This is a genomic window from Enterobacter sp. 22452, from assembly GCF_052045065.1.
Lineage (GTDB): Bacteria > Pseudomonadota > Gammaproteobacteria > Enterobacterales > Enterobacteriaceae > Enterobacter > Enterobacter mori.
Genome location: NZ_JBQEOB010000005.1, coordinates 365,485 through 389,529 on the forward strand (window position 1 = coordinate 365,485; position 24,045 = coordinate 389,529).

22 protein-coding genes are annotated in these 24,045 nt (G+C 58.5%); 15 read left to right on the forward strand and 7 right to left on the reverse strand.

All coding sequences use genetic code 11. The annotated features are described in order from the left end of the window. Positions 1-9: 9 nt before the first annotated feature. Genes lsrB through lsrA form a run of 4 tightly spaced genes read right to left on the reverse strand, consistent with a single transcriptional unit; the run spans position 10 to position 4,506 of the window. Complete coding sequence (gene lsrB, locus ACTJJA_RS16785) at positions 10-1,011, reverse strand: autoinducer 2 ABC transporter substrate-binding protein LsrB (protein ID WP_440668726.1); 1,002 nt, start codon at positions 1,009-1,011, stop codon at positions 10-12. A gap of 1 nt (position 1,012) precedes the next feature. Further along, positions 1,013-1,990: an autoinducer 2 ABC transporter permease LsrD gene (gene lsrD / locus ACTJJA_RS16790; RefSeq protein WP_063432331.1), complete on the reverse strand. Its 978-nt coding sequence runs from the start codon at positions 1,988-1,990 to the stop codon at positions 1,013-1,015. Beyond that, positions 1,991-3,022, reverse strand: coding sequence for an autoinducer 2 ABC transporter permease LsrC (lsrC, locus tag ACTJJA_RS16795; protein ID WP_440668727.1), 1,032 nt, complete (start codon positions 3,020-3,022; stop codon positions 1,991-1,993). It abuts the gene before it with no gap. Continuing rightward, a complete protein-coding gene (gene lsrA, locus ACTJJA_RS16800) occupies positions 3,019-4,506 on the reverse strand; it encodes an autoinducer 2 ABC transporter ATP-binding protein LsrA (protein ID WP_440668785.1) in 1,488 nt (495 codons plus the stop codon). Before lsrA ends, lsrC begins: the two co-directional genes overlap by 4 nt. A gap of 215 nt (positions 4,507-4,721) precedes the next feature. On the opposite strand from lsrA, the gene lsrR reads away from it, so the two are divergent. The 3 genes from lsrR (at position 4,722) to ACTJJA_RS16815 (ending at position 9,520) form a co-directional block, all read left to right on the forward strand. Beyond that, positions 4,722-5,690 carry a transcriptional regulator LsrR gene (gene lsrR / locus ACTJJA_RS16805; protein WP_010435856.1) on the forward strand — a complete coding sequence of 323 codons (969 nt, stop codon included), beginning with the start codon at positions 4,722-4,724 and terminating at the stop codon, positions 5,688-5,690. A 34-nt stretch (positions 5,691-5,724) separates the two neighbouring features. Continuing rightward, positions 5,725-7,320, forward strand: a complete 1,596-nt coding sequence (gene lsrK, locus ACTJJA_RS16810) for an autoinducer-2 kinase (RefSeq protein ID WP_440668728.1) — start codon at positions 5,725-5,727, stop codon at positions 7,318-7,320. 178 nt (positions 7,321-7,498) lie between these two features. Next, positions 7,499-9,520 (forward strand): oxidoreductase, encoded by a 2,022-nt coding sequence (locus tag ACTJJA_RS16815; protein ID WP_440668729.1) that lies wholly within the window; start codon positions 7,499-7,501, stop codon positions 9,518-9,520. 118 nt (positions 9,521-9,638) lie between these two features. On the opposite strand, the gene rlmG is transcribed toward ACTJJA_RS16815, so the two are convergent. Further along, positions 9,639-10,775: a 23S rRNA (guanine(1835)-N(2))-methyltransferase RlmG gene (rlmG, locus tag ACTJJA_RS16820; protein WP_440668730.1), complete on the reverse strand. Its 1,137-nt coding sequence runs from the start codon at positions 10,773-10,775 to the stop codon at positions 9,639-9,641. A gap of 83 nt (positions 10,776-10,858) precedes the next feature. Here rlmG and ACTJJA_RS16825 point away from each other — a divergent pair, with 83 nt between their 5' ends. From ACTJJA_RS16825 to sstT, 4 genes are all read left to right on the forward strand, one after another. Then, positions 10,859-11,362: a YgjP-like metallopeptidase domain-containing protein gene (locus ACTJJA_RS16825; RefSeq protein WP_047347756.1), complete on the forward strand. Its 504-nt coding sequence runs from the start codon at positions 10,859-10,861 to the stop codon at positions 11,360-11,362. Between the two features lie 70 nt (positions 11,363-11,432). After that, on the forward strand, positions 11,433-12,431 hold the full coding sequence (locus ACTJJA_RS16830; RefSeq protein ID WP_440668731.1) for a Gfo/Idh/MocA family protein: 999 nt from the start codon (positions 11,433-11,435) through the stop codon (positions 12,429-12,431). Between the two features lie 250 nt (positions 12,432-12,681). Then, positions 12,682-13,650, forward strand: a complete 969-nt coding sequence (locus tag ACTJJA_RS16835) for a TerC family protein (RefSeq protein WP_193140079.1) — start codon at positions 12,682-12,684, stop codon at positions 13,648-13,650. A 218-nt stretch (positions 13,651-13,868) separates the two neighbouring features. Beyond that, the gene (sstT, locus tag ACTJJA_RS16840) at positions 13,869-15,110 is read left to right on the forward strand and encodes a serine/threonine transporter SstT (protein ID WP_420986242.1); all 1,242 of its coding nucleotides are present in this window, start codon (positions 13,869-13,871) and stop codon (positions 15,108-15,110) included. Positions 15,111-15,195: 85 nt separating this feature from the next. Here the strand turns inward: sstT and ACTJJA_RS16845 are convergent, their stop codons facing one another. Continuing rightward, entirely contained in the window at positions 15,196-16,683 is a 1,488-nt protein-coding gene (locus ACTJJA_RS16845; protein WP_440668732.1) for a UxaA family hydrolase, read from the reverse strand. A gap of 17 nt (positions 16,684-16,700) precedes the next feature. Then, positions 16,701-18,113: a glucuronate isomerase gene (gene uxaC, locus ACTJJA_RS16850; protein ID WP_042713935.1), complete on the reverse strand. Its 1,413-nt coding sequence runs from the start codon at positions 18,111-18,113 to the stop codon at positions 16,701-16,703. 475 nt (positions 18,114-18,588) lie between these two features. Here uxaC and ACTJJA_RS16855 point away from each other — a divergent pair, with 475 nt between their 5' ends. The 8 genes from ACTJJA_RS16855 to ACTJJA_RS16890 all read left to right on the forward strand — a co-directional run bounded on the left by ACTJJA_RS16855 (position 18,589) and on the right by ACTJJA_RS16890 (position 23,795). Continuing rightward, the gene (locus tag ACTJJA_RS16855) at positions 18,589-19,887 is read left to right on the forward strand and encodes an MFS transporter (RefSeq protein ID WP_089600214.1); all 1,299 of its coding nucleotides are present in this window, start codon (positions 18,589-18,591) and stop codon (positions 19,885-19,887) included. A 197-nt stretch (positions 19,888-20,084) separates the two neighbouring features. Further along, positions 20,085-20,861 (forward strand): transcriptional regulator ExuR, encoded by a 777-nt coding sequence (gene exuR / locus ACTJJA_RS16860; RefSeq protein WP_010435883.1) that lies wholly within the window; start codon positions 20,085-20,087, stop codon positions 20,859-20,861. Positions 20,862-21,205: 344 nt separating this feature from the next. Further along, positions 21,206-21,868 (forward strand): DedA family general envelope maintenance protein YqjA, encoded by a 663-nt coding sequence (yqjA, locus tag ACTJJA_RS16865; protein WP_010435886.1) that lies wholly within the window; start codon positions 21,206-21,208, stop codon positions 21,866-21,868. Positions 21,869-21,870: 2 nt separating this feature from the next. After that, entirely contained in the window at positions 21,871-22,254 is a 384-nt protein-coding gene (mzrA, locus tag ACTJJA_RS16870) for an EnvZ/OmpR regulon moderator MzrA (RefSeq protein ID WP_010435888.1), read from the forward strand. 143 nt (positions 22,255-22,397) lie between these two features. Then, positions 22,398-22,766 carry a DUF1090 domain-containing protein gene (locus ACTJJA_RS16875; protein ID WP_108416154.1) on the forward strand — a complete coding sequence of 123 codons (369 nt, stop codon included), beginning with the start codon at positions 22,398-22,400 and terminating at the stop codon, positions 22,764-22,766. 29 nt (positions 22,767-22,795) lie between these two features. Further along, positions 22,796-23,101: a DUF883 family protein gene (locus ACTJJA_RS16880; RefSeq protein WP_010435890.1), complete on the forward strand. Its 306-nt coding sequence runs from the start codon at positions 22,796-22,798 to the stop codon at positions 23,099-23,101. 2 nt (positions 23,102-23,103) lie between these two features. Continuing rightward, entirely contained in the window at positions 23,104-23,502 is a 399-nt protein-coding gene (locus tag ACTJJA_RS16885) for a phage holin family protein (protein WP_010435891.1), read from the forward strand. Beyond that, positions 23,499-23,795 carry a YqjK-like family protein gene (locus ACTJJA_RS16890; RefSeq protein WP_010435892.1) on the forward strand — a complete coding sequence of 99 codons (297 nt, stop codon included), beginning with the start codon at positions 23,499-23,501 and terminating at the stop codon, positions 23,793-23,795. Before ACTJJA_RS16885 ends, ACTJJA_RS16890 begins: the two co-directional genes overlap by 4 nt. Positions 23,796-24,045 lie beyond the last annotated feature (250 nt).

A 24,045-nucleotide genomic window follows, 5' to 3' on the forward strand; every position in this document is an offset into this window, starting at 1 on the left:
GCTCCCCCGTCAGAAATCGTATTTGCTGATGTTCTCTTTGGTGAACACCACGCGCTCCGGCAGCAGCACGATGCCGTTGCCCTTCGCCTCATACTGGTAGCCCTGCACGCTGTTCGGCTCGACCTTCAGCGCGCCGATGTCTTTTACGTCCACGCTGTCGCCGACGTTAAGATCGCCTTTTTTCAGCAGGCGATCGGCGACATTGACCGCAATTTTTCCCTGTTGTACGACATCCCACAGGCCGAAGGCTTTTACCGTGCCGCGCTCAACGTACGGACGCATCACGTTCGGCGTGCTGAAGCCGACAATCGCCACCCCTTCGCGCTTCAGGTTTTCCGCCGCCTGCGCCGCTGCTGGCAGCGCGTTGGCGTCCGGGGCGATGATCGCATCCAGATCCGGATACGCTTTTAAGATCCCTTCGGCGGTTTGCAGAGATTTGGTGGCATCGTTATAGCCAAACTGGGTGGTGACGACCTGCCACTGAGGATGATCTTTCTCGATTTTGGCCTTCGCCTCTTTCACCCACTGGTTCTGGTCGGTAACGGTCGGGCTGGAGTAGAAGAACGCCACTTTAGCGTTCGGTTTGGTGACCTGTTTGCCCGCCATCTCCACCAGCAGGCCGCCGAGCTGCTCCGGCGTTCCCTGGTTGATATAGATGCTGCGGCACTCCGGCCTGGTGTCGGAATCCCAGGTCAGGACCTTGACCCCGCGCTGCATCGCGCGCTTCAGCGCCGGGCAGAGGCCGTCCGGCGACACGGCGGAGACGATAATGGCGTTATAGCCCTGGTTGACGAAGTTATTGATGAGCTGCACCTGGCCGGAGACGCTCGGCTCGGTCGGGCCGTCGTAGGTGACGTCCACGCCAAGATCTTTCCCCGCCTCTTTCGCGCCATTGCCGCCGCTGGTGAAGAAGCCCACGCCCACCAGCTTCGGGATAAAGGCAATGCGGTCCGCCGCCTGCGCCGAGGCGAAGCTGAGGGCCATTGCCAGGACTATCAGTTTTGTTTTCATCTTACGCTCCGGATAGTTTTCTAAAGAGAGAACGCACCCACTCGCGGTGCAGACTCAGCGAACGTCCCATCACCACCACAACCAGCAGCGCCCCTGACAGCGCGCTCGACACCTGGTTAGGAATACCGACCATCTGTAAACCCTGCTGCAGGTAGCCCACCAGCAGTGCCGCCAGCGCCGTACCGACAACCGAACCTGACCCGCCGTAGATATTGGCCCCGCCGAGCACGGCGGCGGTGAGCGCTGGCATCAGCAAATCGCGCCCCAGATCCGAACGCGCGGAGCCGAAATAGGAGACCATCACCAGCGCGGCAACCGCCGAGGCCACGCCCACCAGACCGTACAGCGCGTAGGGCATGCCGTTCACCGACAGCGCCGCATAGCGCGCCGCGCGCGGGTTTTGCCCGATTAAAAACAAGTGACGACCAAAGCGCCCGCGATGGGTAATCAGCCAGAAGAAAAACGTAATCACCGCGAACAGCACCAGCGGGATCGGCATGCCCAACACCGTGAGGTTAGCGAACGCGGTAAAGCTGTCCGGGAAGCCGCCGATGCCCTCGTAGCCCGTCGCCCCCGCCATGCCGGAGAGCAGCAGCGCGCCGCCACCGTAGAGGTAGAGCGTGCCGAGAGTGATAACCAACGGGCTGATGCCGGTATAGTGAATAAGCGCGGCATTAAATAATCCGCACAGCAGGCCGAGCAGCAGCGTCAATGGAACGGCGACCGCCATCGGCCACCCCGCCTGCATCATCACGCCCAGCGCAATGGCGCACAGGCCGATGGTCGAGCCGAGGGAGATGTCGATCCCGCCGCTGATGATCACAAGCGTGAGCGGCAGCGCCACGATGCCAATACAAATGAAGTCGCTGGTGCTGAACAGCAGCATGTTGATATCAAGCATGCGCGGGTTGATGGCGCCAAAGAGCAGGATCTCCAGCACCAGTAAAATGAGCAGCGCGCTTTCCCAGTTAAGCCTCATTTACGCCACCTCTTTTTTGCGTTTTGGAAAAGGAGTCGCGTGCTTTCCCCCTTTGTGACCCGGCTGGAAGCGGCCATACTTCAGCGCACGCTGGTGGCGCGCCAGCGCCTGGCGCAGGCGCCCGTCGAGCACCAGCACGCCCAGCAGCACCAGCCCGGCGATAAAGTCGTTCCACCACGCCGGGAGCCTGAACAGCACCAGCACGGTATCGATTTGGGTCAGGAAGAAGGCGCCGAGCAGCGCGCCAACCAGCGTACCCGTGCCGCCCAGCAGCGAAATGCCGCCGAGCACGCAGGCGGCGATGGCCTTCATCTCCAGCCCGCTGCCGGTCTGGTTGGGCACAAAACCAATCTGCGCGGCAAAGACAATCCCGGCGCAGGCCGCCAGCATGCCGTTCAGGGTAAAGGCGAGCATTCGCGTGCGGTTCACCGCCACGCCCAGCTGGCGCGCGGCGGCGAGGTTATCCCCCACCGCGTAGAAATCACGCCCGAACGCAGTACGCGACAGCGTCCATGCGCCAACGACGGCGATAATTAATACCAGCATGCCGAGCGGTGATATGCCGATGGCGGCAGGCTCAGAGAGGGATTTCAGCCCCGGCGGCAGTCCTTCAATCCACTTCCCGCCCGTCCAGAGCAGCATCGCCCCGCGGTACAGCCCCAGCGTGCCGAGGGTGGCGACAATCGCCGGAATGCGCAGCCCCACCACCAGAAACCCGTTGAACGCCCCGGCCAGCGCGCCAGTCGACAGCGCAAAGAGAATGGAAACCGGCAGGCTGTAGCCGCTGTTCAGCGCCACACCCACGGCGATGGCGGACAGCCCCACGATAGAGCCAACGGACACGTCGATATTGCGGGTCAGCATCACCAGCGCGGCACCGATGGCCAACAGGATCAGGATCTGCGCGCTGGCGAAGATCATCCCCAGCGTCTGCAGGCTGAAGTAAGACGGGTTCAGCGCCACCAGCACGGCGAACAGCGCCAGAATGGCGAGAAACGCGCTCAGCTCGCGGTTTTTGAGTAAGGTCTTCATGATTGCCCTCCGAACGCCAGCGCCATCATCTTGTCGAGGCTGACGGCGTGACGCGGCAGCTCGCCGCTGAGCACGCCCTGATGCATCACCAGCACCCGGTCCGCAAGGCCCGGGAACTCGTCAAGATCGCTTGAGATCATCAGCACCGCCACGTTCTGCGCCGCCACGCTTTTTATCAGCTGGTAGATGTCGGCGCGCGCCGAGACGTCCACCCCGCGCGTCGGTTCATCGACGATCAGCAGTAAAGGATTGGCCTCCAGGCAGCGCGCCAGCAGCACCTTCTGCTGGTTGCCGCCGGAAAGCGTGCGCACGGGTTGATCCGCATGGTTGAGCTTGATCCCCAGCGCCCGGTGATAGCGTTCCACCACCGCAGACTCCCGCTTGCGCTGCTGCCAGAGAGACGGTTCGTTCAGCGCCACGGTGTTCCAGCGGATCGGCGCGTCGAGGAACAGGCCGGACACCTGCCTGTCTTCCGGCAGGTAGACCAGCCCTTTTTCCAGGCGTGAACTTACCGGATCGCCGGTAATCTCCTGGTTCTCCAGCCAGACGCGGCCGCCGCGCACAGGCCGCAGACCGTAGAGCGTTTCCGCAAACTCGGTGCGCCCGGATCCCACCAGCCCGGCCAGGCCGACGATCTCCCCGGCGTAGATTTCAAGGCTGAGATCGATAAACCCTTCCCCGGTGAGATCGTCCACCCGCAGCACCGGGAAATCCTGCGGCTGGGTGCGACGGTTGCCCGGCAGCGCCAGCCACAGCTTTTGCGTATCGCTGAGAGATTTATCGCGGCTTACCGGCGTCATGGCGGCGATCAGGGCGCTGTCGTCAAACTGCGCGGTTTCGCCGCTCAGCACCACCGCGCCGTCGCGCATCACCGAGACGTGGCTCGCCAACTGGCGAATTTCCGGCAGCTTGTGCGAGATAAAGACAATCCCGACGCCGAGTGCCTGCAGGGCGCGGATCTGGCGAAACAGGCGTTCGGTTTCACCCGGCGTGAGGGAGGCCGTGGGTTCGTCGAGGATCAGGATCCTGGCGTTGCGCATCAGGCCGCGCAGGATCTCCACCATCTGCTGATCCGCCACTTCCAGGGTGCTGGCGGCGGCGTCGAGGTTAAGTGGGCACTGCAGCTGCTGGAGCTTCTCCGCCAGCCGCTTTTCCAGATCGCGTTCGCGCGGCAGGCGGAACAGGATGTTTTCCCCCACCGTCAGGTTGGGGAACAGCAGCGGCTCCTGCGGCACCAGGTAAATGCCTAACCTGTGCGCCTGCACGGGCGTGAGCCGCGCATATGACTGCCCCTCGACAGAAAGTTCACCGCTGTCCGGCGTTTCCACCCCGGCGATGATCTTCATCAGCGTCGATTTTCCCGCGCCGTTCCCGCCCATCAGGGCGTGCACCTGGCCCGCAAGCAGCGTGAAATCAATGCCTTTCAGAACCGGCACGCCTGAGAACTGCTTGCTGATATTTCGCGCGTCGAGAAGTGGTGTCATCATCGCTCCGCTATTGAACAAATGATTTTTAGATTTAATAATGTTCAAAAGCGTAGACGGTGAACTATATTTACAACCGTGCAGGGATCACAGTTTTATCGATTGAGATACAGATAAACCAGAAACGATCTAAAAGATCCGTTTTGTCGCGTGGCTCACATTTTCCCTTCGCGCCATCACGAACATATGATCTAAATTTTTATAAGAGTTCAACTATGAGCGATAAACGCACTGCGGAAGAAGGACGGTTTGCCGGGCTGGCGCTGGCGGAAGAGGAGCTGGTGGCCCGCGTGGCCTGGTGCTACTACCACGACGGGCTGACCCAAAACGACATCGGCGAGCGGCTCGGGCTGCCGCGCCTGAAGATCTCCCGCCTGCTGGAGAAGGGCCGTCAGTCGGGGGTGATTCGGGTGCAGATCAACTCCCGCTACGAGGGCTGCCTGGCGCTGGAAACCGAGCTACAGCAGCGCTTTGGCCTGAAGCTGGTGCGCGTGATGCCAGCCCTGAATACCCCGCCGATGAACGTGCGGCTGGGCATTGGCGCGGCGCAGTCGCTGATGGGCGTACTGGAGCCCGGCCAGCTGCTGGCGGTGGGGTTTGGTGAAACCACCATGAGCAGCCTGCAGCACCTGAGCGGCTTTATCAGCTCGCAGCAGATCCGCCTGGTGACGCTCTCCGGCGGCGTGGGGCCGTATATGACCGGTATCGGCCAGCTGGATGCGGCCTGCAGCGTGAGCATGATCCCCGCCCCGCTTCGCGTGTCATCTGCCGAGGTGGCCGGGATCTTAAAGCGCGAAACCAGCGTGCGGGACGTGATCCTCGCCGCCACCGCTGCCGACGTGGCGGTGGTCGGCATTGGTTCCGTGAACCAGCGTCGTGACGCAACGATACTGCGCTCCGGCTATATCAGCGAAGGCGAGCAGCTGATGTACGCCCGCAAAGGGGCGGTCGGCGATATTCTCGGCTACTTCCTCAATGCCGAGGGCGAGTGCGTCGAGGAGCTGGAGATCCACAAAGAACTGCTGGGCGTCACGCTCGATGAACTGGCGCAGCTGCCCACCATCGTTGGCGTGGCCGGAGGAGAAGAGAAAGCCGATGCGATTTATGCCGCACTGAAGGGCCGCCGTATCAATGGCCTGGTGACGGAAGAGACGACAGCCCGCGCGGTGCTGGCCCTGACGTAACGGGGTTGCCCTGCGCTAACAACGAGGCAAGCTCATGAGTTACCTTTTAGCGTTAGATGCAGGGACAGGCAGCGTTCGCGCCGTTATTTTCGATTTACAGGGCAACCAGATTGCCGTCGGCCAGGCCGAGTGGAAGCACCTGAGCGTGGAGAACGTGCCGGGGTCGATGGAGTTCGACCTGGAGACCAACTGGCGGCTGGCCTGCCAGTGTATTTATCAGGCGCTGGAACGTGCGCACCTGAGCGCGGCGGATATTCAGTCCGTCGCCTGCTGCTCGATGCGCGAAGGGATCGTGCTGTACGACCGCAACGGCGAGGCCATCTGGGCCTGCGCCAACGTCGACGCCCGCGCCAGCCGCGAGGTGGCCGAACTCAAAGAGATCCACGACGACCGTTTTGAATCCGAAGTGTATGACGTTTCCGGCCAGACGCTGGCGCTGAGCGCCATGCCGCGCCTGCTGTGGCTGGCACACCATCGCCCGGATATTTACCGCAAGGCCGCCACCATCACCATGATCAGCGACTGGCTGGCGGCAAAGCTCTCGGGCGAGCTGGCGGTCGACCCGTCTAACGCGGGCACCACCGGCATGCTGGATCTCTTCTCCCGCGACTGGCGGCCGGCGCTGCTCGACATGGCTGGCCTGCGCGCCGATATCCTCTCCCCGGTGAAAGAGACCGGCACCGTGCTGGGCGCTATCACCAAAGAGGCCGCGCAGCAGAGCGGCCTGCGCGAAGGCACCCCGGTGGTGATGGGCGGCGGCGACGTGCAGCTGGGCTGTCTGGGGCTGGGCGTGGTGCGCGCCGGGCAAACGGCGGTGCTGGGCGGCACCTTCTGGCAGCAGGTAGTGAACCTGCCGCAGGTGCGCACCGACCCTGACATGAACATCCGCGTGAACCCGCACGTTATTCCCGGCATGGCGCAGGCGGAGTCGATCAGCTTCTTTACCGGACTGACCATGCGCTGGTTCCGCGACGCCTTCTGCGCGGAGGAAAAGCTGATTGCCGAACGGATGGGGATGGATACCTATTCCCTGCTGGAAGAGATGGCGAGCCGCGTGCCAGCGGGCTCCCACGGGGTGATGCCGATTTTCTCCGACGCAATGCATTTTAAGCAGTGGTACCACGCCGCGCCGTCGTTTATTAACCTCTCCATCGACCCGGAAAAGTGCAACAAAGCGACGCTGTTCCGCGCCCTGGAGGAGAACGCGGCGATCGTCTCGGCCTGCAACCTGGCGCAAATTTCGCGCTTCTCCGGCGTGACGTTTGAGCGCCTGGTGTTTGCCGGAGGCGGCTCGAAAGGGGCGCTGTGGAGTCAGATTTTAAGCGACGTCACCGGTCTGCCGGTGCGCGTGCCGGAGGTGAAAGAGGCGACGGCGCTCGGCTGCGCAATTGCGGCAGGCGCGGGCGCGGGGCTGTTTGCGGATATGGCCTCGACGGGCGAGCGGCTGGTGAAGTGGAGCCGCGAGTTCACGCCGAACCCGCAGCACCGCGAGCTGTACGACGGCATGATGCAGAAGTGGCAGGCGGTGTACGCCGACCAGCTGGGGCTGGTGGACAGCGGGCTGACGACGTCAATGTGGCAGGCGCCGGGGCTGATGCGGGCATCCCCCTCACCCCGACCCTCTCCCTAAGGGAGAGGGAGATTACGTCCCCTCTCCCTGTGGGAGAGGGTTAGGGTGAGGGCATCAGGCCACACCAATATTTGAATCCCATCACAATCACTGCATTCCCCTTTTCCCTTTTACTTCGTGCTGGCTAAATTAGTAACTCATCCGACCACATAACAATAATTTTACACTGGAAGAGACTATGAGCCGCTACCCGTCGTTATTCGCCCCCCTCGATCTGGGGTTCACCACACTCAAAAACCGCGTGCTGATGGGCTCAATGCACACCGGGCTGGAAGAGCATCCGGACGGGGCCGAGCGTCTGGCGGCCTTCTATGCCGAGCGCGCCCGCCACGGAGTGGCGCTGATTGTCACCGGCGGCGTGGCCCCTGCCCCTTCCGGCGTGGGCATGGAGGGCGGCGCGGTCCTGAACGATGCGTCACAGCTGGCGCACCACCGCATTGTGACCGACGCGGTACACCGCGAGGGCGGTAAAATCGCCCTGCAAATCCTGCACACCGGACGCTACAGCTATCAGCCGAACCTGGTCGCGCCGTCGGCTCTTCAGGCACCGATTAACCGCTTTAAACCTCACGCCCTCACCCACGACGAAATCCTGGCATTGATTGACGACTTCGCCCGCTGCGCGGCGCTGGCACGCGAGGCGGGCTATGACGGCGTCGAGATAATGGGTTCCGAAGGCTATCTGATTAACGAGTTCCTCGCCGCCCGCACCAACCAGCGCGACGACGAATGGGGCGGCGACTATGCCCGCCGCATGCGTTTTGCCGTGGAGGTCGTGCGCACCGTGCGCGAACGTGCGGGCGCTGATTTTATTATTGTTTTCCGCCTGTCGATGCTCGACCTGGTAGAGGGCGGCGGTACCTTCGACGAAACCGTGCAGCTGGCGCAGGCGATTGAAGCCGCTGGCGCCACCATTATCAACACCGGTATCGGCTGGCACGAAGCGCGCATCCCGACCATTGCCACGCCGGTGCCGCGCGCGGCGTTCAGCTGGGTAACGCGCAGGCTGAAAGGCAAAGTATCTGTTCCGCTGGTCACTACTAACCGCATTAACGATCCGCAGGTGGCGGACGATGTGATTTCGCGAGGCGACGCCGATATGGTGTCGATGGCGCGACCGTTCCTGGCCGATGCCGAACTGCTCTCCAAAGCGCAAAGCGGCCGTGCGGATGAAATCAACACCTGCATCGGCTGTAACCAGGCCTGTCTGGATCAGATCTTCGTCGGCAAGGTCACCTCTTGCCTGGTTAACCCGCGCGCCTGCCATGAAACCAAAATGCCGGTTGTTGCGGCGGTCAATAAAAAACGCCTGGCCGTGGTGGGCGCAGGCCCGGCGGGGCTGGCGTTTGCGGTGAATGCCGCTTCCCGCGGGCACAGCGTGACGCTGTTTGATGCGCTGGCGGAGATTGGCGGCCAGTTTAATATCGCCAAACAGATCCCCGGCAAAGAGGAGTTCTATGAAACGCTGCGCTACTACCGCCGGATGATCGAGCTTACAGGCATCGATCTGCGGCTTAACCAGTTTGTCAGCGCGGCGGATCTGATCGGTTTCGACGAGGTGATCCTGGCGAGCGGGATCGTACCGCGCATGCCGGCGATCGAGGGTATCGATCATCCGAAGGTCCTGAGCTATCTGGATGTATTGCGTGACAAAACGCCGGTTGGTGAGAAGGTGGCGATTATCGGCTGCGGCGGGATCGGCTTTGATACCGCCATGTACTTAAGCCAGCCGGGCGAGGCCACCAGCCAGAACATTGCCGAGTTTTGCGTGGAATGGGGTATCGACACCAGCCTGAGCCAGTCCGGCGGGCTACGCCCGGAAGGGCCGCAACTGCCGAAAAGCCCGCGCCAGATCGTGATGCTCCAGCGTAAAGCCAGCAAGCCGGGTGAAGGGCTGGGCAAAACCACGGGCTGGATCCACCGCGCCACCCTGCTCTCGCGCGGGGTGACGATGATCCCGGCGGTCAGCTACCAGAAGATCGACGACGAGGGGCTGCACGTCACGATCGGCGGCGAACCGCAGCTGCTGCGCGTGGATCATGTCATTTTATGTGCCGGGCAGGAGCCGAAGCGCGATCTGGCGGATCCGCTGCGCGAAGCCGGTAAAACGGTGCATTTGATCGGCGGGTGCGACGTGGCGATGGAGCTGGATGCGCGGCGGGCAATTGCGCAGGGGACAAAGTTAGCTCTGGCGATCTAGGGCATTGCCGGGCGGCAGGGTAAAAGCAAAACGGCAACCCAGTTGCCGTTTTTAGTGTTTGCGCCCTCTCCCTGTGGGAGAGGGTTGGGGTGAGGGCATCAGGCCGCACTTAACAATCTTACCGACGACGACCCAGCTTCACCGCTTTCAGCACCACAAACTTGTTGTTGGTCGCAATGGTGACGCAGTTACCGAAAATCTTCTTCAGCTTGTGGAAGTAGTCCAGGTGGCGGTTCGCCACGATGTACAGCTCGCCGTTGATTTTCAGGCAGCGGCGCGCGTGGTGGAACATCTCCCACGCGACGTTATCCGTCAGGGCGTGCTTCTGGTGGAACGGCGGGTTGCAGAACACGGCGTTGAAGCGGAACGGCTCTACGCCCGACAGCGCGTTGTTGATCATAAACTCGCAGCGGTCCAGCGCTTCCGGCATGTTGGTTTCCACGTTCAGACGGCTGGAGGCCACCGCCATCGGCGACTCGTCGCTGAACACCACGCTGGCGTCCGGGTTCTTCGCCAGCAGCGTCAGGCCAATCACGCCGTTGCCGCAGCCCAGATCGACAATCTCACCTTCCAGATTTTCCGGCAGATGTTCCATAAAGAAACGCGCGCCGATATCCAGTCCGGTGCGGGAGAAAACGTTCGCATGGTTGTGGATGGTCCAGTCGGTGCCTTCCAGCTTCCAGCTCAGGGTCTCTGGCGCGTCGGCCAGCTCCGGTGCGCTGAACATACAGTTGATGAGACGCGCTTTTTTCCAGGCCAGCGTCGTGGTGGTCGGGCCGAGGACTTTCTCGAACAGTTCCAGCGTCGAGGTGTGGATATCGCGCGCTTTCGCACCCGCGATGATGCGGGTTTCTGGCGTGACGACCTTACGCAGCGCGCGCAGCTGCTGCTCCAGCAGCGCCATGGTTTTTGGCACCTTAATCAGCACCACGCCCGGCGCCTGCGGGTAATCCACGGTGCTGTCGAGGAACTTCACGCTAGACTCTTCGATGTCGTTATGGCGCAGGTTTTCACGCGTCGCCAGCTCGCTCAGGTAGGAATCGCCGATGCTGTATGGCGTGTGCTCCGCCAAGGCGCAGCCCAGCGCGCCAAACGCGTCATTCAGGATCAAAACCGGGCCGCGGATTTCAGTCTCATCCAACTGCTGCAGCAGATATTCATCCGCCGCTTCCCACGCCATGAGCGGGTTAACGTCGTCCGTTTCCGGGAAACGTTTAAGGTTGAGTGAACGGAAACCGTTGTCTAAGTGGCTCATCGGCCCTCCTGAATGGTAAAATTTGGCGTATCCCTGAAAAGGGTGCGTGAGTATACCCGTTTTATTGTCGATTTGGGGCGTTGATGAACCAACTTACTTATCTCCAGGGCTATCCGGAGCATTTACTGACTCAGGTTCGCAGCCTGATTGCCGAGCAGAAGCTCGGCGCGGTGCTGGAAAAACGCTATCCCGGTACGCACGATTTCGCGACCGATAAGGCCCTCTGGCAGTATACGCAGGATCTGAAAAGCCGCTATCTGAAGAGCGCGCCGCCGATCAACAAGGTGATGTACGACAACAAGATCCACGTGCTGAAAAACGCGCTCGGCCTGCACACTGCCATCTCCCGCGTGCAGGGCGGCAAGCTAAAGGCGAAGGCCGAAATCCGCGTCGCGACGGTGTTCCGTAACGCGCCAGAAGCCTTTCTGCGGATGATCGTCGTCCATGAGCTGGCGCATCTGAAAGAGAAAGAGCACGACAAAGCGTTCTATTCCCTGTGCTGCCACATGGAGCCGCAGTACCACCAGCTGGAGTTTGATACCCGGCTATGGCTTACGCATTTATCGTTAAATAGTAATGCGGAATAGCGCACGCGAATTGTCATGATGACGTGCTACAGTGGCTAAAGGTTCCCCGCTACGGAGTACGTAAACGTTTATGATACGTTTCGCAGTCATTGGAACGAACTGGATCACGCGCCAGTTCGTCGACGCCGCCCACGAAACCGGCAAATATAAGCTTACCGCGGTCTATTCCCGCAGCCTTGAGCAGGCGCAGAGTTTTGCTAACGACTACCTCGTTGAGCATCTCTTCACCTCGCTCGACGAGATGGCGCAAAGCGACGCCATTGACGCGGTCTATATCGCCAGCCCAAACTCCCTGCACTTCCCGCAAACGAAGCTGTTCCTCAGCCATAAAAAGCATGTAATTTGCGAGAAGCCGCTGGCATCGAATATTCAGGAAGTGGAAACGGCCATTGCGCTTGCCCGCGAAAACCAGGTGGTGCTGTTCGAAGCGTTTAAAACCGCCAGCCTGCCGAATTTCCTGCTGCTGCAGCAGTCCCTGCCGAAAATTGGCAAAGTGCGTAAAGCCTTTATCAACTACTGCCAGTACTCGTCGCGCTACCAGCGCTACCTGGACGGCGAGAACCCGAACACCTTTAACCCGGCCTTCTCTAACGGTTCGATTATGGATATCGGCTTCTACTGCCTGGCCTCTGCCGTGGCGCTGTGGGGCGAGCCGCATGGCGTGACGGCCACCGCTAGCCTGCTGGAGAGCGGCGTGGATGCGCACGGACTCGTGGTGCTGGACTACGGCGATTTCAGCGTCACGCTGCAGCACTCCAAGGTGAGCGATTCCGTGCTGCCGAGCGAAATTCAGGGCGAAGCGGGCTCGCTGGTTATCGAGAAGATCTCCGAGTGCCAGAAGGTGAGCTTTGTGCCGCGCGGCGGTAAAGCGCAAGAGCTGACGCAGCCTCAGCATATTAACACTATGCTCTATGAGGCAGAGGTCTTCGCCCGTCTGGTGGAAGACAACGAAGTGAATCACCCGGGCCTCGCGGTGAGCCGCACCACGGCGAAACTGCAAACGGATATCCGCCGTCAGACCGGCGTGGTGTTTCCAGCAGACGACGTGAGCGCGGAAGCTATCGCGTAAAACTGTGTAATGAAACCGTGCAGACCATTGACGAAACCAATGGTCTGACATATTTTGTTACCTGCAAAGGGGAGTAACTTCTTCGTCGGTGGATCGTCATTACGATGCGTTAAACACGCATCCGGTCGCCGGGCAACCCTCGTGGTTGTAAGTGAGACCTTGCCGGAAGGCGAGGTCTATGCATAAAAAGCTAACGGCTATCGTCTTCTGACCATGGCCGTTTTTGTTTTTTATGTGTAAGGAAAATAGTATGCATTCTGTCGGCACTCCAATGTTGTGGGGCGGATTCGCGGTTGTCGTGCTCATCATGCTGGCGATCGACCTCTTTTTGCAGGGCCGTCGCGGCGCGCACGGCATGTCCATGAAGCAGGCCGCGGCCTGGTCTCTGGTGTGGGTTACCCTCTCTCTGCTGTTCTGTGCCGCCTTCTGGTGGTATCTGGCCTCGACCGAAGGCCGTGCGGTGGCCGATCCTCAGGCGCTCGCCTTCCTCACCGGCTATCTGATTGAAAAAGCCCTGGCGGTTGATAACGTCTTCGTCTGGCTGATGCTGTTCAGCTACTTTGCCGTACCTGCTGCCCTGCAGCGTCGCGTGCTGGTCTACGGCGTGCTGGGCGCGATTATCCTGCGTACCATTATGATCTTCGCCGGCAGCTGGCTGATCACCCAGTTCGAATGGCTGCTGTACGTCTTTGGCGCGTTCCTGCTGTTCACCGGTGTCAAAATGGCGCTGGCGAAAGAGGACGGCTCCGCGATTGGCGATCGCCCGCTGGTGAAGTGGATCCGTGGGCACCTGCGCATGACCGACAAGATCGAAAGCGAGCACTTCTTCGTGCGCAAGAACGGCCTGCTGTTTGCCACCCCGCTGCTGCTGGTGCTGATTCTGGTCGAGCTGAGCGACGTGATTTTTGCCGTAGACAGCATCCCGGCCATTTTCGCGGTGACCACCGACCCGTTCATCGTCCTGACCTCAAACCTGTTTGCGATCCTCGGCCTGCGTGCGATGTACTTCCTGCTGGCGGGCGCGGCGGAACGCTTCTCGATGCTGAAGTATGGTCTGTCGGTGATCCTGGTGTTTATCGGTATCAAGATGCTGATCGTCGATTTCTACCACATCCCGATCGCCATTTCGCTCGGCGTGGTGTTCGGCATTCTAATCGTGACGCTGATTATCAATACCTGGGTTAACCGCCAGCACGATAAGAAGCAGCAGGTAGAGTAATTCCCTCACTCCGGCCCTCTCCCATAGGGAGAGGGTGAACACACTTTTGTAACGCAGCAGTTAAAAAATATGATGCACCACGTAAAATCCAGCATTTTACGCTTCCCTCCTTTCGTGCATTCCCTATACTCGACCAGGCAAACATTTACTTACATCCGGACATAAATGTGACTTAGAGCACATTCGGAATGGAACGCAATTTCACTCAGGAATAATGTATGAGCACACAATCAACGGGGCTTTTTGCGCGCCTGGCGCAGGGGAGCCTGGTTAAACAAATTCTGGTAGGACTGGTTCTCGGGATCCTGCTGGCGCTGGTGTCAAAACCTGCTGCTATCGCGACGGGCCTGCTGGGTACGCTGTTTGTTGGTGCACTGAAAGCCGTCGCACCGGTTCTGGTACTGATGCTGGTGATGGCGTCAATCGCTAACCACCAGCACGGACAAAAAACCAACATTCGCCCTATTCTGTTCCTGTATCTGCTGGGAACCTTCTCTGCTGCCTTAACGGCCGTGGTGTTTAGCTTCCTGTTCCCGTCCACGCTGCACCTGACCAGCGCGGCCGGTGATATCACTCCGCCGTCCGGCATTGTCGAAGTGCTTCGCGGCCTGCTGATGAGCATGGTCACTAACCCGATTGATGCCCTGCTGAATGCAAACTACATTGGCATCCTGGTCTGGGCGATTGGCCTGGGCTTCGCGCTGCGTCACGGCAACGAGACCACGAAAAACCTGGTTAACGACGTGTCGAACGCCGTGACCTTTATGGTGAAAATTGTTATTCGTTTTGCGCCAATCGGGATTTTCGGTCTGGTCTCCTCCACGCTGGCAACCACCGGGTTTGAAACCCTGTGGGGATACGCACAGCTTCTGATCGTGCTGATTGGCTGTATGCTGCTGGTCGCGCTGGTCATTAACCCACTGCTGGTGTTCTGGCAGATCCGCCGCAACCCGTATCCGCTGGTGCTGACCTGCCTGCGCGAGAGCGGCGTGTACGCCTTCTTCACCCGCAGTTCGGCGGCGAACATTCCGGTCAACATGGCGCTGGCAGAGAAGCTGAACCTGGACCGCGACACGTATTCCGTGTCGATCCCACTGGGTGCAACCGTAAACATGGCGGGCGCGGCGATCACCATCACCGTGCTGACCCTGGCGGCGGTGCATACGCTGGGTATTCCGGTGGATCTGCCGACCGCACTGCTGCTGAGCGTGGTGGCGTCGCTGTGTGCCTGTGGCGCATCGGGCGTGGCGGGCGGTTCGCTGCTGCTGATCCCGCTGGCGTGTAATATGTTTGGCATCCCGAACGAAATCGCAATGCAGGTTGTGGCCGTCGGCTTTATCATCGGCGTGCTGCAGGACTCCTGCGAAACCGCGCTGAACTCCTCTACCGACGTGCTGTTTACCGCAGCGGCCTGTCAGGCGGAAGACGCGCGCCTGGCAAAGAACGCTGTGCGCGGGTAAAAAGAAAGCCCGGTGGCGGCTACGCCTTACCGGGCCTACAGGATTTCGTAGGTCGGGTAAGCGTTAGCGCCACCCGACATCACACTTACAGCGTCACACCACTCTTAAAAATCGCCAGCTCGCGGAAGTCATTCTTTTCGTTACAGGTCTGCTTCCCGTTCGCAAATTCCACAATAGTGTCCACAAACTCCGTCAGCAGCTGCGGCATCGCTTTGCCGTGGATCAGCTGGCCCGCATCAAAGTCGATCCAGTGTTTTTTCTTCGTCGCCAGCTCGCTGTTGGTGGCGATTTTCACCGTCGGCACAAACCCGCCGTACGGCGTACCGCGACCAGTACTGAACAGCACCATATGACAGCCCGCTCCCGCCAGCGCGCTGGTGGCGACCGCATCGTTGCCCGGTGCGCTGAGCAGGTTCAGCCCGTGCATTTTCAGGCGCTCGCCGTAGCGCAGCACGTCCACAACCTGGCTCGCGCCCGCTTTCTGGGTGCAGCCGAGGGATTTCTCTTCAAGCGTGGTGATCCCGCCCGCCTTGTTGCCCGGCGACGGGTTTTCATAAATCGGCTGATTATGGGCGATGAAGTACTGTTTGAAGTCGTTCACCATGGTGACGGTTTTCTCAAACGTCTCTTCGTCGCGGCAGTGGCTCATCAGAATACGCTCCGCGCCAAACATTTCCGGCACTTCGGTCAGCACCGTGGTGCCGCCGTTAGCGATGACGTAGTCCGAGAAGCGGCCGAGCATCGGGTTGGCGGTAATGCCGGAAAGACCATCAGACCCGCCGCACTCCAGACCAAACTTCAGCTCACTCAGCTTGCCCGGCTCGCGCTTGTCGTGGCGCATGACGTCATACAACTGGTGAAGCTGCTCCACGCCCGCTTCCACTTCGTCGTCCTGATGCTGGCACACCATAAAATGCACGCGCTCAGGGTCGAATTCCCCCAGCGTGTCGCGGAAAGCGTCAACCTGATTGTTCTCGCAACCAAGGCCAATCACCAGCACCGCGCCTGCGTTCGGGTGGCGCACCATGTTTTGCAGCATGGTGCGGGTATTGATGTGGTCGTCACCCAGCTGCGAGCAGCCGTAGGTATGGCTGAACAAATGCACGCCATCAGTACCTTCGGCATCATTGGTCTCTTTCAGGAAACGCGTCTGAATTTGACGCGCAATCCCGTTCACGCAGCCGACGGTCGGGAGGATCCACAGTTCATTGCGGATCCCCACCTCGCCGCTGGCGCGACGGTAGATCTGCACGTCACGATCTGCCGCCTGCCCGGCTTCCGCCTGGAAATCAGGTTGATAGCTGTACTCGTCCAGATCGCTCAGATTGGTGCGGGTATTGTGTGAGTGAATATATTCACCCGGTGCAATATCCGCCAGCGCATGACCGATGGGCAAACCGTACTTCACCACGTTCTCCCCTTTCGCAATGGGGATCAGGGCAAACTTGTGTCCACGCCCAATGGCCTGGCGCAACGTGACCGACTGACCGTCGAACGTGACGTTCGTTCCTTCGGTCAAATCCGCCAGCGCGACGGCCACGTTATCCAGCGAATGGATTTTGATGTATTGCATATCAACCTCAGACGGCCTTAGTTCAGTTCAATGGCGAAGTAGTCACGCGCATTGTTAAAGCAGATGTTTTTCACCATTTCGCCCAGCAGCTGGATATCCGCTGGCGCTTCGCCCGCGTGCACCCAGCGGCCAATCATCTGGCACAGAATGCGGCGGAAGTATTCATGGCGGGTATAGGACAGGAAGCTGCGGCTGTCGGTCAGCATGCCGACAAAGCGGCTCAGCAGGCCAAGCTGCGCCAGCTGCGTCATTTGACGCTCCATGCCGTCTTTCTGATCGTTGAACCACCAGCCGGAGCCGAACTGCATCTTGCCCGGCATCCCTTCGCCCTGGAAGTTGCCGACCATGGTACCCAGCACTTCGTTATCGCGCGGGTTCAGGCAATAGAGGATGGTTTTTGGCAGCAGATTTTGCTCGTTCTGTTTGCTCAGCAGTTTGGACAGCTCTTCCGCCAGCGGACGGTCGTTGATGGAGTCGAAGCCCACATCCGCACCGATCAGTTTGAACTGGCGCTGGTTGTTATTGCGCAGCGCGCCGATATGGTACTGCTGTACCCAGCCGCGACGGGCGTATTCCGCGCCGAGGAACACCAGCACCGCCGTTTTGAACTGGGCAATTTCATGCTCGCTCAGCGTTTCGCCGGAGAGACGACGCGCCAGGATGCTGTCCAGCTCGGCTTCGTTTGATTCGGCAAACAGCACCACGTCCAGCGCGTGGTCAGAGACTTTACAGCCGTGCGCCGCAAAGTGATCCAGGCGTTTGGTCAGCGCGGTTTGCAGGTCAGCAAAACGACGAATATCGGTATCGGACACTTCCGCCAGCTTCGCCATGTAGTCAGTGAAGGTGGCCTGCTCAATGTTGAAGGCTTTATCCGGGCGCCAGCTTGGCAGCACTTTAATGTCGAAAGAGGTGTCTTTCGCAACGACGGCGTGGTGCTCGAGCGAATCGACAGGATCGTCGGTGGTGCCGACCATCTTCACGTTCATCTGCTTCATGATGCCGCGTGCGGAGAACTGTTCCTGCGCCAGCAGCGCGTTGCATTGATCCCAGATTTCATCCGCAGTAGCGGGAGAAAGGAGTTTACCGGTGATGCCAAACGGACGACGCAGTTCAAGATGCGTCCAGTGGTATAGCGGGTTGCCGATGGTATGCGGAACGGTGGCCGCCCAGGCGTCAAACTTCTCGCGATCGGTGGCATCGCCGGTGCACAGGCGCTCAGCGACGCCGTTGGTGCGCATCGCGCGCCATTTATAGTGGTCACCCTTCAGCCAGATATCATACAGGTTTTTGAATCGATAATTTTCGGCAACCTGCTGCGGCGGTAAATGGCAGTGGTAGTCGAAAATTGGCTGGTCCTTTGCGTAGTCGTGGTACAGGCGGCGTGCAAATTCAGTATCTAACAGAAAATCGTCGGTCATAAACGGCGTCATTATCGTCTTCCTCATTACGGGAGCGTCAGAAAGCGTATGTTCATATGTTGCAAAGTTATCACACCAATTTCCACCCGCCGAAGTTTTTTTCGTGAGTCAGATCAATAAACGTCGACAAAAAAATTACCCCAAATGGAGTAAACCCTCTCACAGGCCGCGCCAATACTGGCTTTGCTCGCACCGCGGAATATCCCTACAAAGATTCACACATTTGTGATGTCACTCACCTTTTAAAGTTGTATGACAAGTTATCGTTTCGCCGTCGCAAACACTACGCCGACGGAATGCATTGCTGGTGTCAAGAACATCAGATTTAACGGTACGGAAACCGACTTATGCACGATGACTTATGGCAAGGTTCGGGTCGTTCCGGGACATCTCCCGGTTATGCCCCTCCCGTTACTGAACAACTCCCGGCAACGGTTGAGTTGTTACCGTGTTCTGGCACGGAAATAACATAACGATGAGGTTTTACATGCGTAAAATTAAAGGGTTACGTTGGTATATGATTGCACTGGTGACGCTCGGCACCGTGCTGGGCTACCTGACGCGTAACACAGTGGCAGCAGCGGCTCCAACGTTGATGGAAGAGTTGCACATCACCACGCAGCAATACTCCTACATCATTGCGGCTTATTCCGCGGCTTATACCATCATGCAGCCTGTTGCAGGCTATGTTCTGGATATTCTGGGTACCAAAATCGGCTATGCCTTCTTCGCCGTAGCATGGGCGATTTTCTGCGGTGCAACCGCACTGGCAGGCAGTTGGGGCGGCCTGGCGCTGGCGCGTGGTGCAGTCGGTGCGGCTGAAGCCGCCATGATCCCGGCGGGCCTGAAGGCAAGCTCCGAATGGTTCCCGGCAAAAGAGCGTTCCATCGCTGTAGGTTACTTCAACGTCGGCTCGTCTATCGGCGCGATGATTGCGCCGCCGCTGGTGGTCTGGGCTATCGTGATGCACAGCTGGCAGATGGCGTTCATTATCTCTGGCGTACTGAGCTTTGCATGGGCAATGGCGTGGCTGGTGTTCTATAAACACCCGCGCGACCAGAAAAAACTCTCTGAAGAAGAACGTGAATACATCATTGGTGGTCAGGAATCTCAGCATCAGACCAACAACGGCAAAAAAATGACCGTCTGGCAGATCCTGGGCACCCGTCAGTTCTGGGGTATCGCCCTGCCGCGCTTCCTGGCAGAACCGGCCTGGGGTACCTTCAACGCCTGGATCCCGCTGTTCATGTTTAAAGTGTACGGCTTTAACCTGAAAGAGATTGCGATGTTCGCCTGGATGCCAATGCTGTTCGCAGACCTGGGCTGTATCGTGGGCGGCTACCTGCCACCGCTGTTCCAGCGCTGGTTTGGGGTGAACCTGATTGTCTCCCGTAAAATGGTCGTCACCATGGGCGCCCTGCTGATGATCGGCCCTGGCATGATCGGCCTGTTCACCAGCCCATATGTGGCTATCGCCCTGCTGTGTATTGGTGGCTTTGCGCACCAGTCCCTGTCCGGCGCGCTGATTACGCTCTCGTCTGACGTCTTCGGTCGTAACGAAGTGGCAACGGCTAACGGCCTGACCGGTATGGCGGCATGGACCGCTAGCACCATGTTTGCGCTGGTGGTCGGTGCCCTGGCAGATACCATTGGCTTTAGCCCGCTGTTCGCGGTACTGGCTATCTTCGACCTGATGGGTGCGGTGGTTATCTGGACGGTGCTGAAAAGTAAATCCGCAGACGAACTGGCGAAAGAGTCCCTTGGGAAACCCGCTACGCAGAGTTAGCATCGCTGTGCCGGGTGGCGGCTTCGCCTGACCCGGCCTACAAAACCCAATAAAATCGTAGGCCGGGTAAGCGCAGCGCCACCCGGCAAAATCTTCTCAAAAGCCGCCTCCGGGCGGCTTTTTTCATGGCGAAATCTGGAGACTGGCTCGCAAAAGTGGTATAACAAATCATCCGCCGTACCCTGCCTGGAGCGCATATGGAAATCACCGAACCACGTCGTTTATATCAACAACTTGCTGCCGAGCTGAAAGATCGCATCGAGCAAGGCGTCTATCTTGTCGGTGATAAACTTCCCGCTGAGCGCTTTATTGCGGATGAAAAAAGCGTGAGCCGCACGGTGGTGCGCGAAGCCATCATCATGCTGGAAGTGGAAGGCTACGTTGAGGTACGCAAAGGCTCCGGCATTCATGTGATTTCCAACCAGGCAAAACACTCCCCGGCACCGGACGAAAATCTGGAATTTGCCAGCTACGGTCCGTTTGAGCTGCTCCAGGCTCGCCAGCTGATCGAGAGTAATATTGCCGAATTCGCCGCTACTCAGGTCACCAAACAGGACATCATGAAGCTGATGGAGATCCAGGAAAACGCGCGTAAAGAAAAATGTTTCCGCGATTCAGAATGGGATCTTCAGTTCCACGTCCAGGTGGCGCTGGCCACGCAGAATACGGCGCTGGCCGCAATCGTGGAAAAAATGTGGACTCAGCGCGTTCACAACCCGTACTGGAAGAAACTGCACGATCATATCGATTCGCGCACCGTGGATAACTGGTGCGACGATCACGACCAAATTCTTAAAGCACTGATTCGCAAAGATCCGCATGCGGCAAAACTGGCGATGTGGCAGCATCTGGAAAACACCAAACTGATGTTGTTCAACGAGACCAGCGACGACTTCGAATTTAACGCTGATCGCTATCTTTTTGCCGATAATCCCGTGGTTCATCTCGATACCGCATCCAGTCAGGCAAAATAGTCTCCCTTTCTGCTGGCAGGCGCTTCGCTGCGCCTGATGGCGAACAGGGGTAAGCAAAACATATATAGTGTCAGCCTTTGTAAAATCCCTCGCTCCCTTCCAGGCCTTACGCCAAAATCACTTCACCCCTGCAAATTCTGTGACGCAGAACCTCGGGCTTTGTTACAATTGGATTCACTTCGTTATTTTGTAAGTTAGTGCTTGCTAACCAGCCAATTAACAGGGAACAGTGTTGGCCACACACCAATGTGTCCGCGAGCGACCATAATGAAATCACAACAATGTCGCCGTGCTGTTTTTCCCGGATTACAGGCGTGACGTTAACCGATTTCCAGGAACACTGAATGGAACTTTTGACCCAACTATTGAATGCCCTGTGGGCTCAGGATTTCGAAACGCTGGCCAACCCTTCCATGATTGGCATGCTTTATTTTGTCCTGTTTATGATTCTGTTCCTTGAGAACGGACTGCTTCCTGCTGCTTTTTTACCGGGCGACAGTCTGCTGGTGCTGGTAGGCGTACTCTGTGCGAAAGGGGCGATGGCCTTCCCGCAAACCGTATTGCTGTTAACCATTGCGGCCAGCCTGGGCTGCTGGGTGAGCTACATTCAGGGGCGATGGCTGGGCAACACGCGGATCGTACAAAACTGGCTTTCGCATCTTCCGGCGCATTACCACCAGCGCGCGCACCATCTTTTCCATAAGCACGGGCTTTCGGCGCTGCTGATGGGCCGTTTTATTGCCTTTGTCCGTACTCTGCTGCCCACCATCGCCGGGCTGTCCGGTCTGAGCAGTACCCGCTTCCAGTTCTTTAACTGGATGAGCGGCCTGTTATGGGTACTGATCCTCACCACGTTGGGCTACGCGCTGGGCAAAACCCCGGTCTTCATGAAGTATGAAGATCAGTTGATGTCCTGCCTGATGCTGTTACCGGTGGTCCTGCTGGTCTTTGGCCTGGTGGGCTCGCTGGTTGTCCTGTGGAAAAAGAAATACGGCGCCAGGGGTTAACCATGGTTATCTCCCCGCTCGCCCTGCGTCGCGTCTCTTACGCCATGATCGCGCTGATGATGTTCAGCGTCCTGATCCTGGCATGGGCTGCGCTGCAGCATCAGGAATCGACGCTGGCAATACGTCCGGTGAATCAGGGCGCCAGCGTGCCGGATGGTTTTTCCATCTGGCATCATCTGGATGCCAACGGGATCCGCTTTAAAAGCATTACGCCGCAAGACGACGTGCTGCTGATAAAATTTGACTCCAGCGCGCAGAGTGCAGCGGCAAAAGCCGTGCTCGACAGAACGCTGCCGCAGGGTTATATCATTGCGCAGCAGGAAGACGACAGCCATGTTGCCTCCTGGATGTCGCTGCTACGCGATACGTCGCATCGGTTTGGTTAATTACCAGGATTCCGAATCTTTTCACTTACTTTGGTGATTACGCCGTTTACTTACTATGCTTAAGTACGCGGAGCACCCCTCAGATGTTCTCCGCATAGTTCTGGATCACGGCTCACGCCGTAACACAATGGAAGGTTTCGATAATGAAATTCCGCATTACCCTGGCTCTGGCCCTTTTTTCTTTAAGCACAGCTTCATACGCCACCTCTCTCTGTCAGGAGAAAGAACAGGATATTCAGCGCGAGATCGGTTATGCCGAAAAGCATAATAATCAGCACCGCGTTGATGGCCTGAAGAAAGCGTTAAGCGAAGTGAAAGCCAACTGTTCCGACAGCAAGCTGCGTGCCGATCACCAGAAAAAAATCGCTGAACAGAAGGACGAGATAGCCGAGCGCCGTCAAGACCTGCAGGAAGCGAAAGAGAAAGGGGATGCGGAAAAAATTGCCAAGCGCGAGAAGAAGTTGAAAGAAGCGCAGGACGACCTGAAAGCGCTGGAAGCTCGCGATTATTGAGTTAACGGAAATCTCAACAGGAGAGAATCATGTCAAAAGATACTACGTCAGAAAATCTGCGCGCTGAACTGAAATCACTGGCGGACACCCTGGAAGAGGTACTTAGCTCTTCTGCTGATAAGTCGAAAGAAGAGGTCAGCAAACTCCGCAGCAAAGCGGAGCAGGCGCTGAAAGAGAGCCGTTATCGCCTCGGTGAAACCGGCGATGCGTTAGCCAAACAGACCCGTGAAGCCGCCGCGCGCGCTGACGAATATGTTCGCGACAATCCGTGGACGGGTGTGGGTATTGGCGCTGCCGTTGGTGTAGTGCTGGGTGTCCTGCTGACGCGTCGTTGATTATGGAAGATCCTCGTCACGCACAAGGGCCTGCTAATAACGTCCTCGGTATCGGCCAGCGTATTTTAACCACGCTGGTCGGCATTGCCGAAACGCGCGTCCGGCTGGCAGTGGTTGAACTGGAAGAGGAGAAAGCCAATCTCTTCCAGATGCTGCTCATGCTCGGGCTCACCATGCTCTTCGCCGCGTTCGGTCTGATGAGCCTGATGGTATTAATCATCTGGGCTATCGACCCGCAGTATCGTCTTAACGCGATGATCGCCACCACGGTGGTGTTACTGGTTGCGGCATTGATTGGCGGCATCTGGACAATGCGTAAAGCACGCAGGTCCACTTTCCTGCGCCACACGCGCCAGGAGCTGGCCAACGATCGTTCGCTGCTGGAGGATGACAAGCCGTGAGCGATAAAGCCGAACGTCAAAAGCGAAAAGCGTATCTGCTAAGCCAGATCCAACAGCAACGCCTGGATCTCTCCGCCGGTCGTCGCGACTGGATCGAGGCAACACGTCCGTTTGACCGGGGCTGGAACACCTTCCTGAGCCTGCGTTCCTGGGCGCTGGTGGGCAGCAGCGTGATGGCTATCTGGACGGTTCGTCATCCTAATATGCTGATCCGCTGGGCACGTCGCGGCTTTGGTGCCTGGAGCGCCTGGCGTCTGGTGAAAGCAACGTTGCGGCAGCAGCAGTTACGCTAGCCTTCTTGCCGGGTGGCGGCTGTGCCTTACCCGGCCTACATTTTATCCGTAGGCCGGGTAAGCGCAGCGCCACCCGGCAAAAATCTCTCCCCACGCTTACTCAATATCTTTGATAAAGATTGACAGTTTTCCTTGCTAACAATTGTCCCCCGCCCCGTTTATTATCCTCTCCATCGACAGCAAAGCCGCGGTATCTACCCGGAATTGCACACAAATAAAGTTCAGCCGCTGATGTGGTTTCCTGGAGAGT

What these genes read in the sequence shown, in the direction of transcription:
- yqjA (WP_010435886.1), top strand. Translation starts at nt 21,206, where the DNA reads ATGGAACTTTTGACCCAACTATTGAATGCCCTGTGGGCTCAGGATTTC.
- mzrA (WP_010435888.1), top strand. Translation starts at nt 21,871, where the DNA reads ATGGTTATCTCCCCGCTCGCCCTGCGTCGCGTCTCTTACGCCATGATC.
- lsrR (WP_010435856.1), top strand. Translation starts at nt 4,722, where the DNA reads ATGAGCGATAAACGCACTGCGGAAGAAGGACGGTTTGCCGGGCTGGCG.
- uxaC (WP_042713935.1), bottom strand. Translation starts at nt 18,113, where the DNA reads ATGACGCCGTTTATGACCGACGATTTTCTGTTAGATACTGAATTTGCA.
- lsrD (WP_063432331.1), bottom strand. Translation starts at nt 1,990, where the DNA reads ATGAGGCTTAACTGGGAAAGCGCGCTGCTCATTTTACTGGTGCTGGAG.
- ACTJJA_RS16815 (WP_440668729.1), top strand. Translation starts at nt 7,499, where the DNA reads ATGAGCCGCTACCCGTCGTTATTCGCCCCCCTCGATCTGGGGTTCACC.
- ACTJJA_RS16880 (WP_010435890.1), top strand. Translation starts at nt 22,796, where the DNA reads ATGTCAAAAGATACTACGTCAGAAAATCTGCGCGCTGAACTGAAATCA.
- ACTJJA_RS16835 (WP_193140079.1), top strand. Translation starts at nt 12,682, where the DNA reads ATGCATTCTGTCGGCACTCCAATGTTGTGGGGCGGATTCGCGGTTGTC.
- ACTJJA_RS16875 (WP_108416154.1), top strand. Translation starts at nt 22,398, where the DNA reads ATGAAATTCCGCATTACCCTGGCTCTGGCCCTTTTTTCTTTAAGCACA.
- exuR (WP_010435883.1), top strand. Translation starts at nt 20,085, where the DNA reads ATGGAAATCACCGAACCACGTCGTTTATATCAACAACTTGCTGCCGAG.
- ACTJJA_RS16885 (WP_010435891.1), top strand. Translation starts at nt 23,104, where the DNA reads ATGGAAGATCCTCGTCACGCACAAGGGCCTGCTAATAACGTCCTCGGT.
- lsrB (WP_440668726.1), bottom strand. Translation starts at nt 1,011, where the DNA reads ATGAAAACAAAACTGATAGTCCTGGCAATGGCCCTCAGCTTCGCCTCG.
- rlmG (WP_440668730.1), bottom strand. Translation starts at nt 10,775, where the DNA reads ATGAGCCACTTAGACAACGGTTTCCGTTCACTCAACCTTAAACGTTTC.
- lsrC (WP_440668727.1), bottom strand. Translation starts at nt 3,022, where the DNA reads ATGAAGACCTTACTCAAAAACCGCGAGCTGAGCGCGTTTCTCGCCATT.
- ACTJJA_RS16845 (WP_440668732.1), bottom strand. Translation starts at nt 16,683, where the DNA reads ATGCAATACATCAAAATCCATTCGCTGGATAACGTGGCCGTCGCGCTG.
- ACTJJA_RS16855 (WP_089600214.1), top strand. Translation starts at nt 18,589, where the DNA reads ATGCGTAAAATTAAAGGGTTACGTTGGTATATGATTGCACTGGTGACG.
- ACTJJA_RS16830 (WP_440668731.1), top strand. Translation starts at nt 11,433, where the DNA reads ATGATACGTTTCGCAGTCATTGGAACGAACTGGATCACGCGCCAGTTC.
- lsrA (WP_440668785.1), bottom strand. Translation starts at nt 4,506, where the DNA reads ATGACACCACTTCTCGACGCGCGAAATATCAGCAAGCAGTTCTCAGGC.
- ACTJJA_RS16825 (WP_047347756.1), top strand. Translation starts at nt 10,859, where the DNA reads ATGAACCAACTTACTTATCTCCAGGGCTATCCGGAGCATTTACTGACT.
- sstT (WP_420986242.1), top strand. Translation starts at nt 13,869, where the DNA reads ATGAGCACACAATCAACGGGGCTTTTTGCGCGCCTGGCGCAGGGGAGC.
- lsrK (WP_440668728.1), top strand. Translation starts at nt 5,725, where the DNA reads ATGAGTTACCTTTTAGCGTTAGATGCAGGGACAGGCAGCGTTCGCGCC.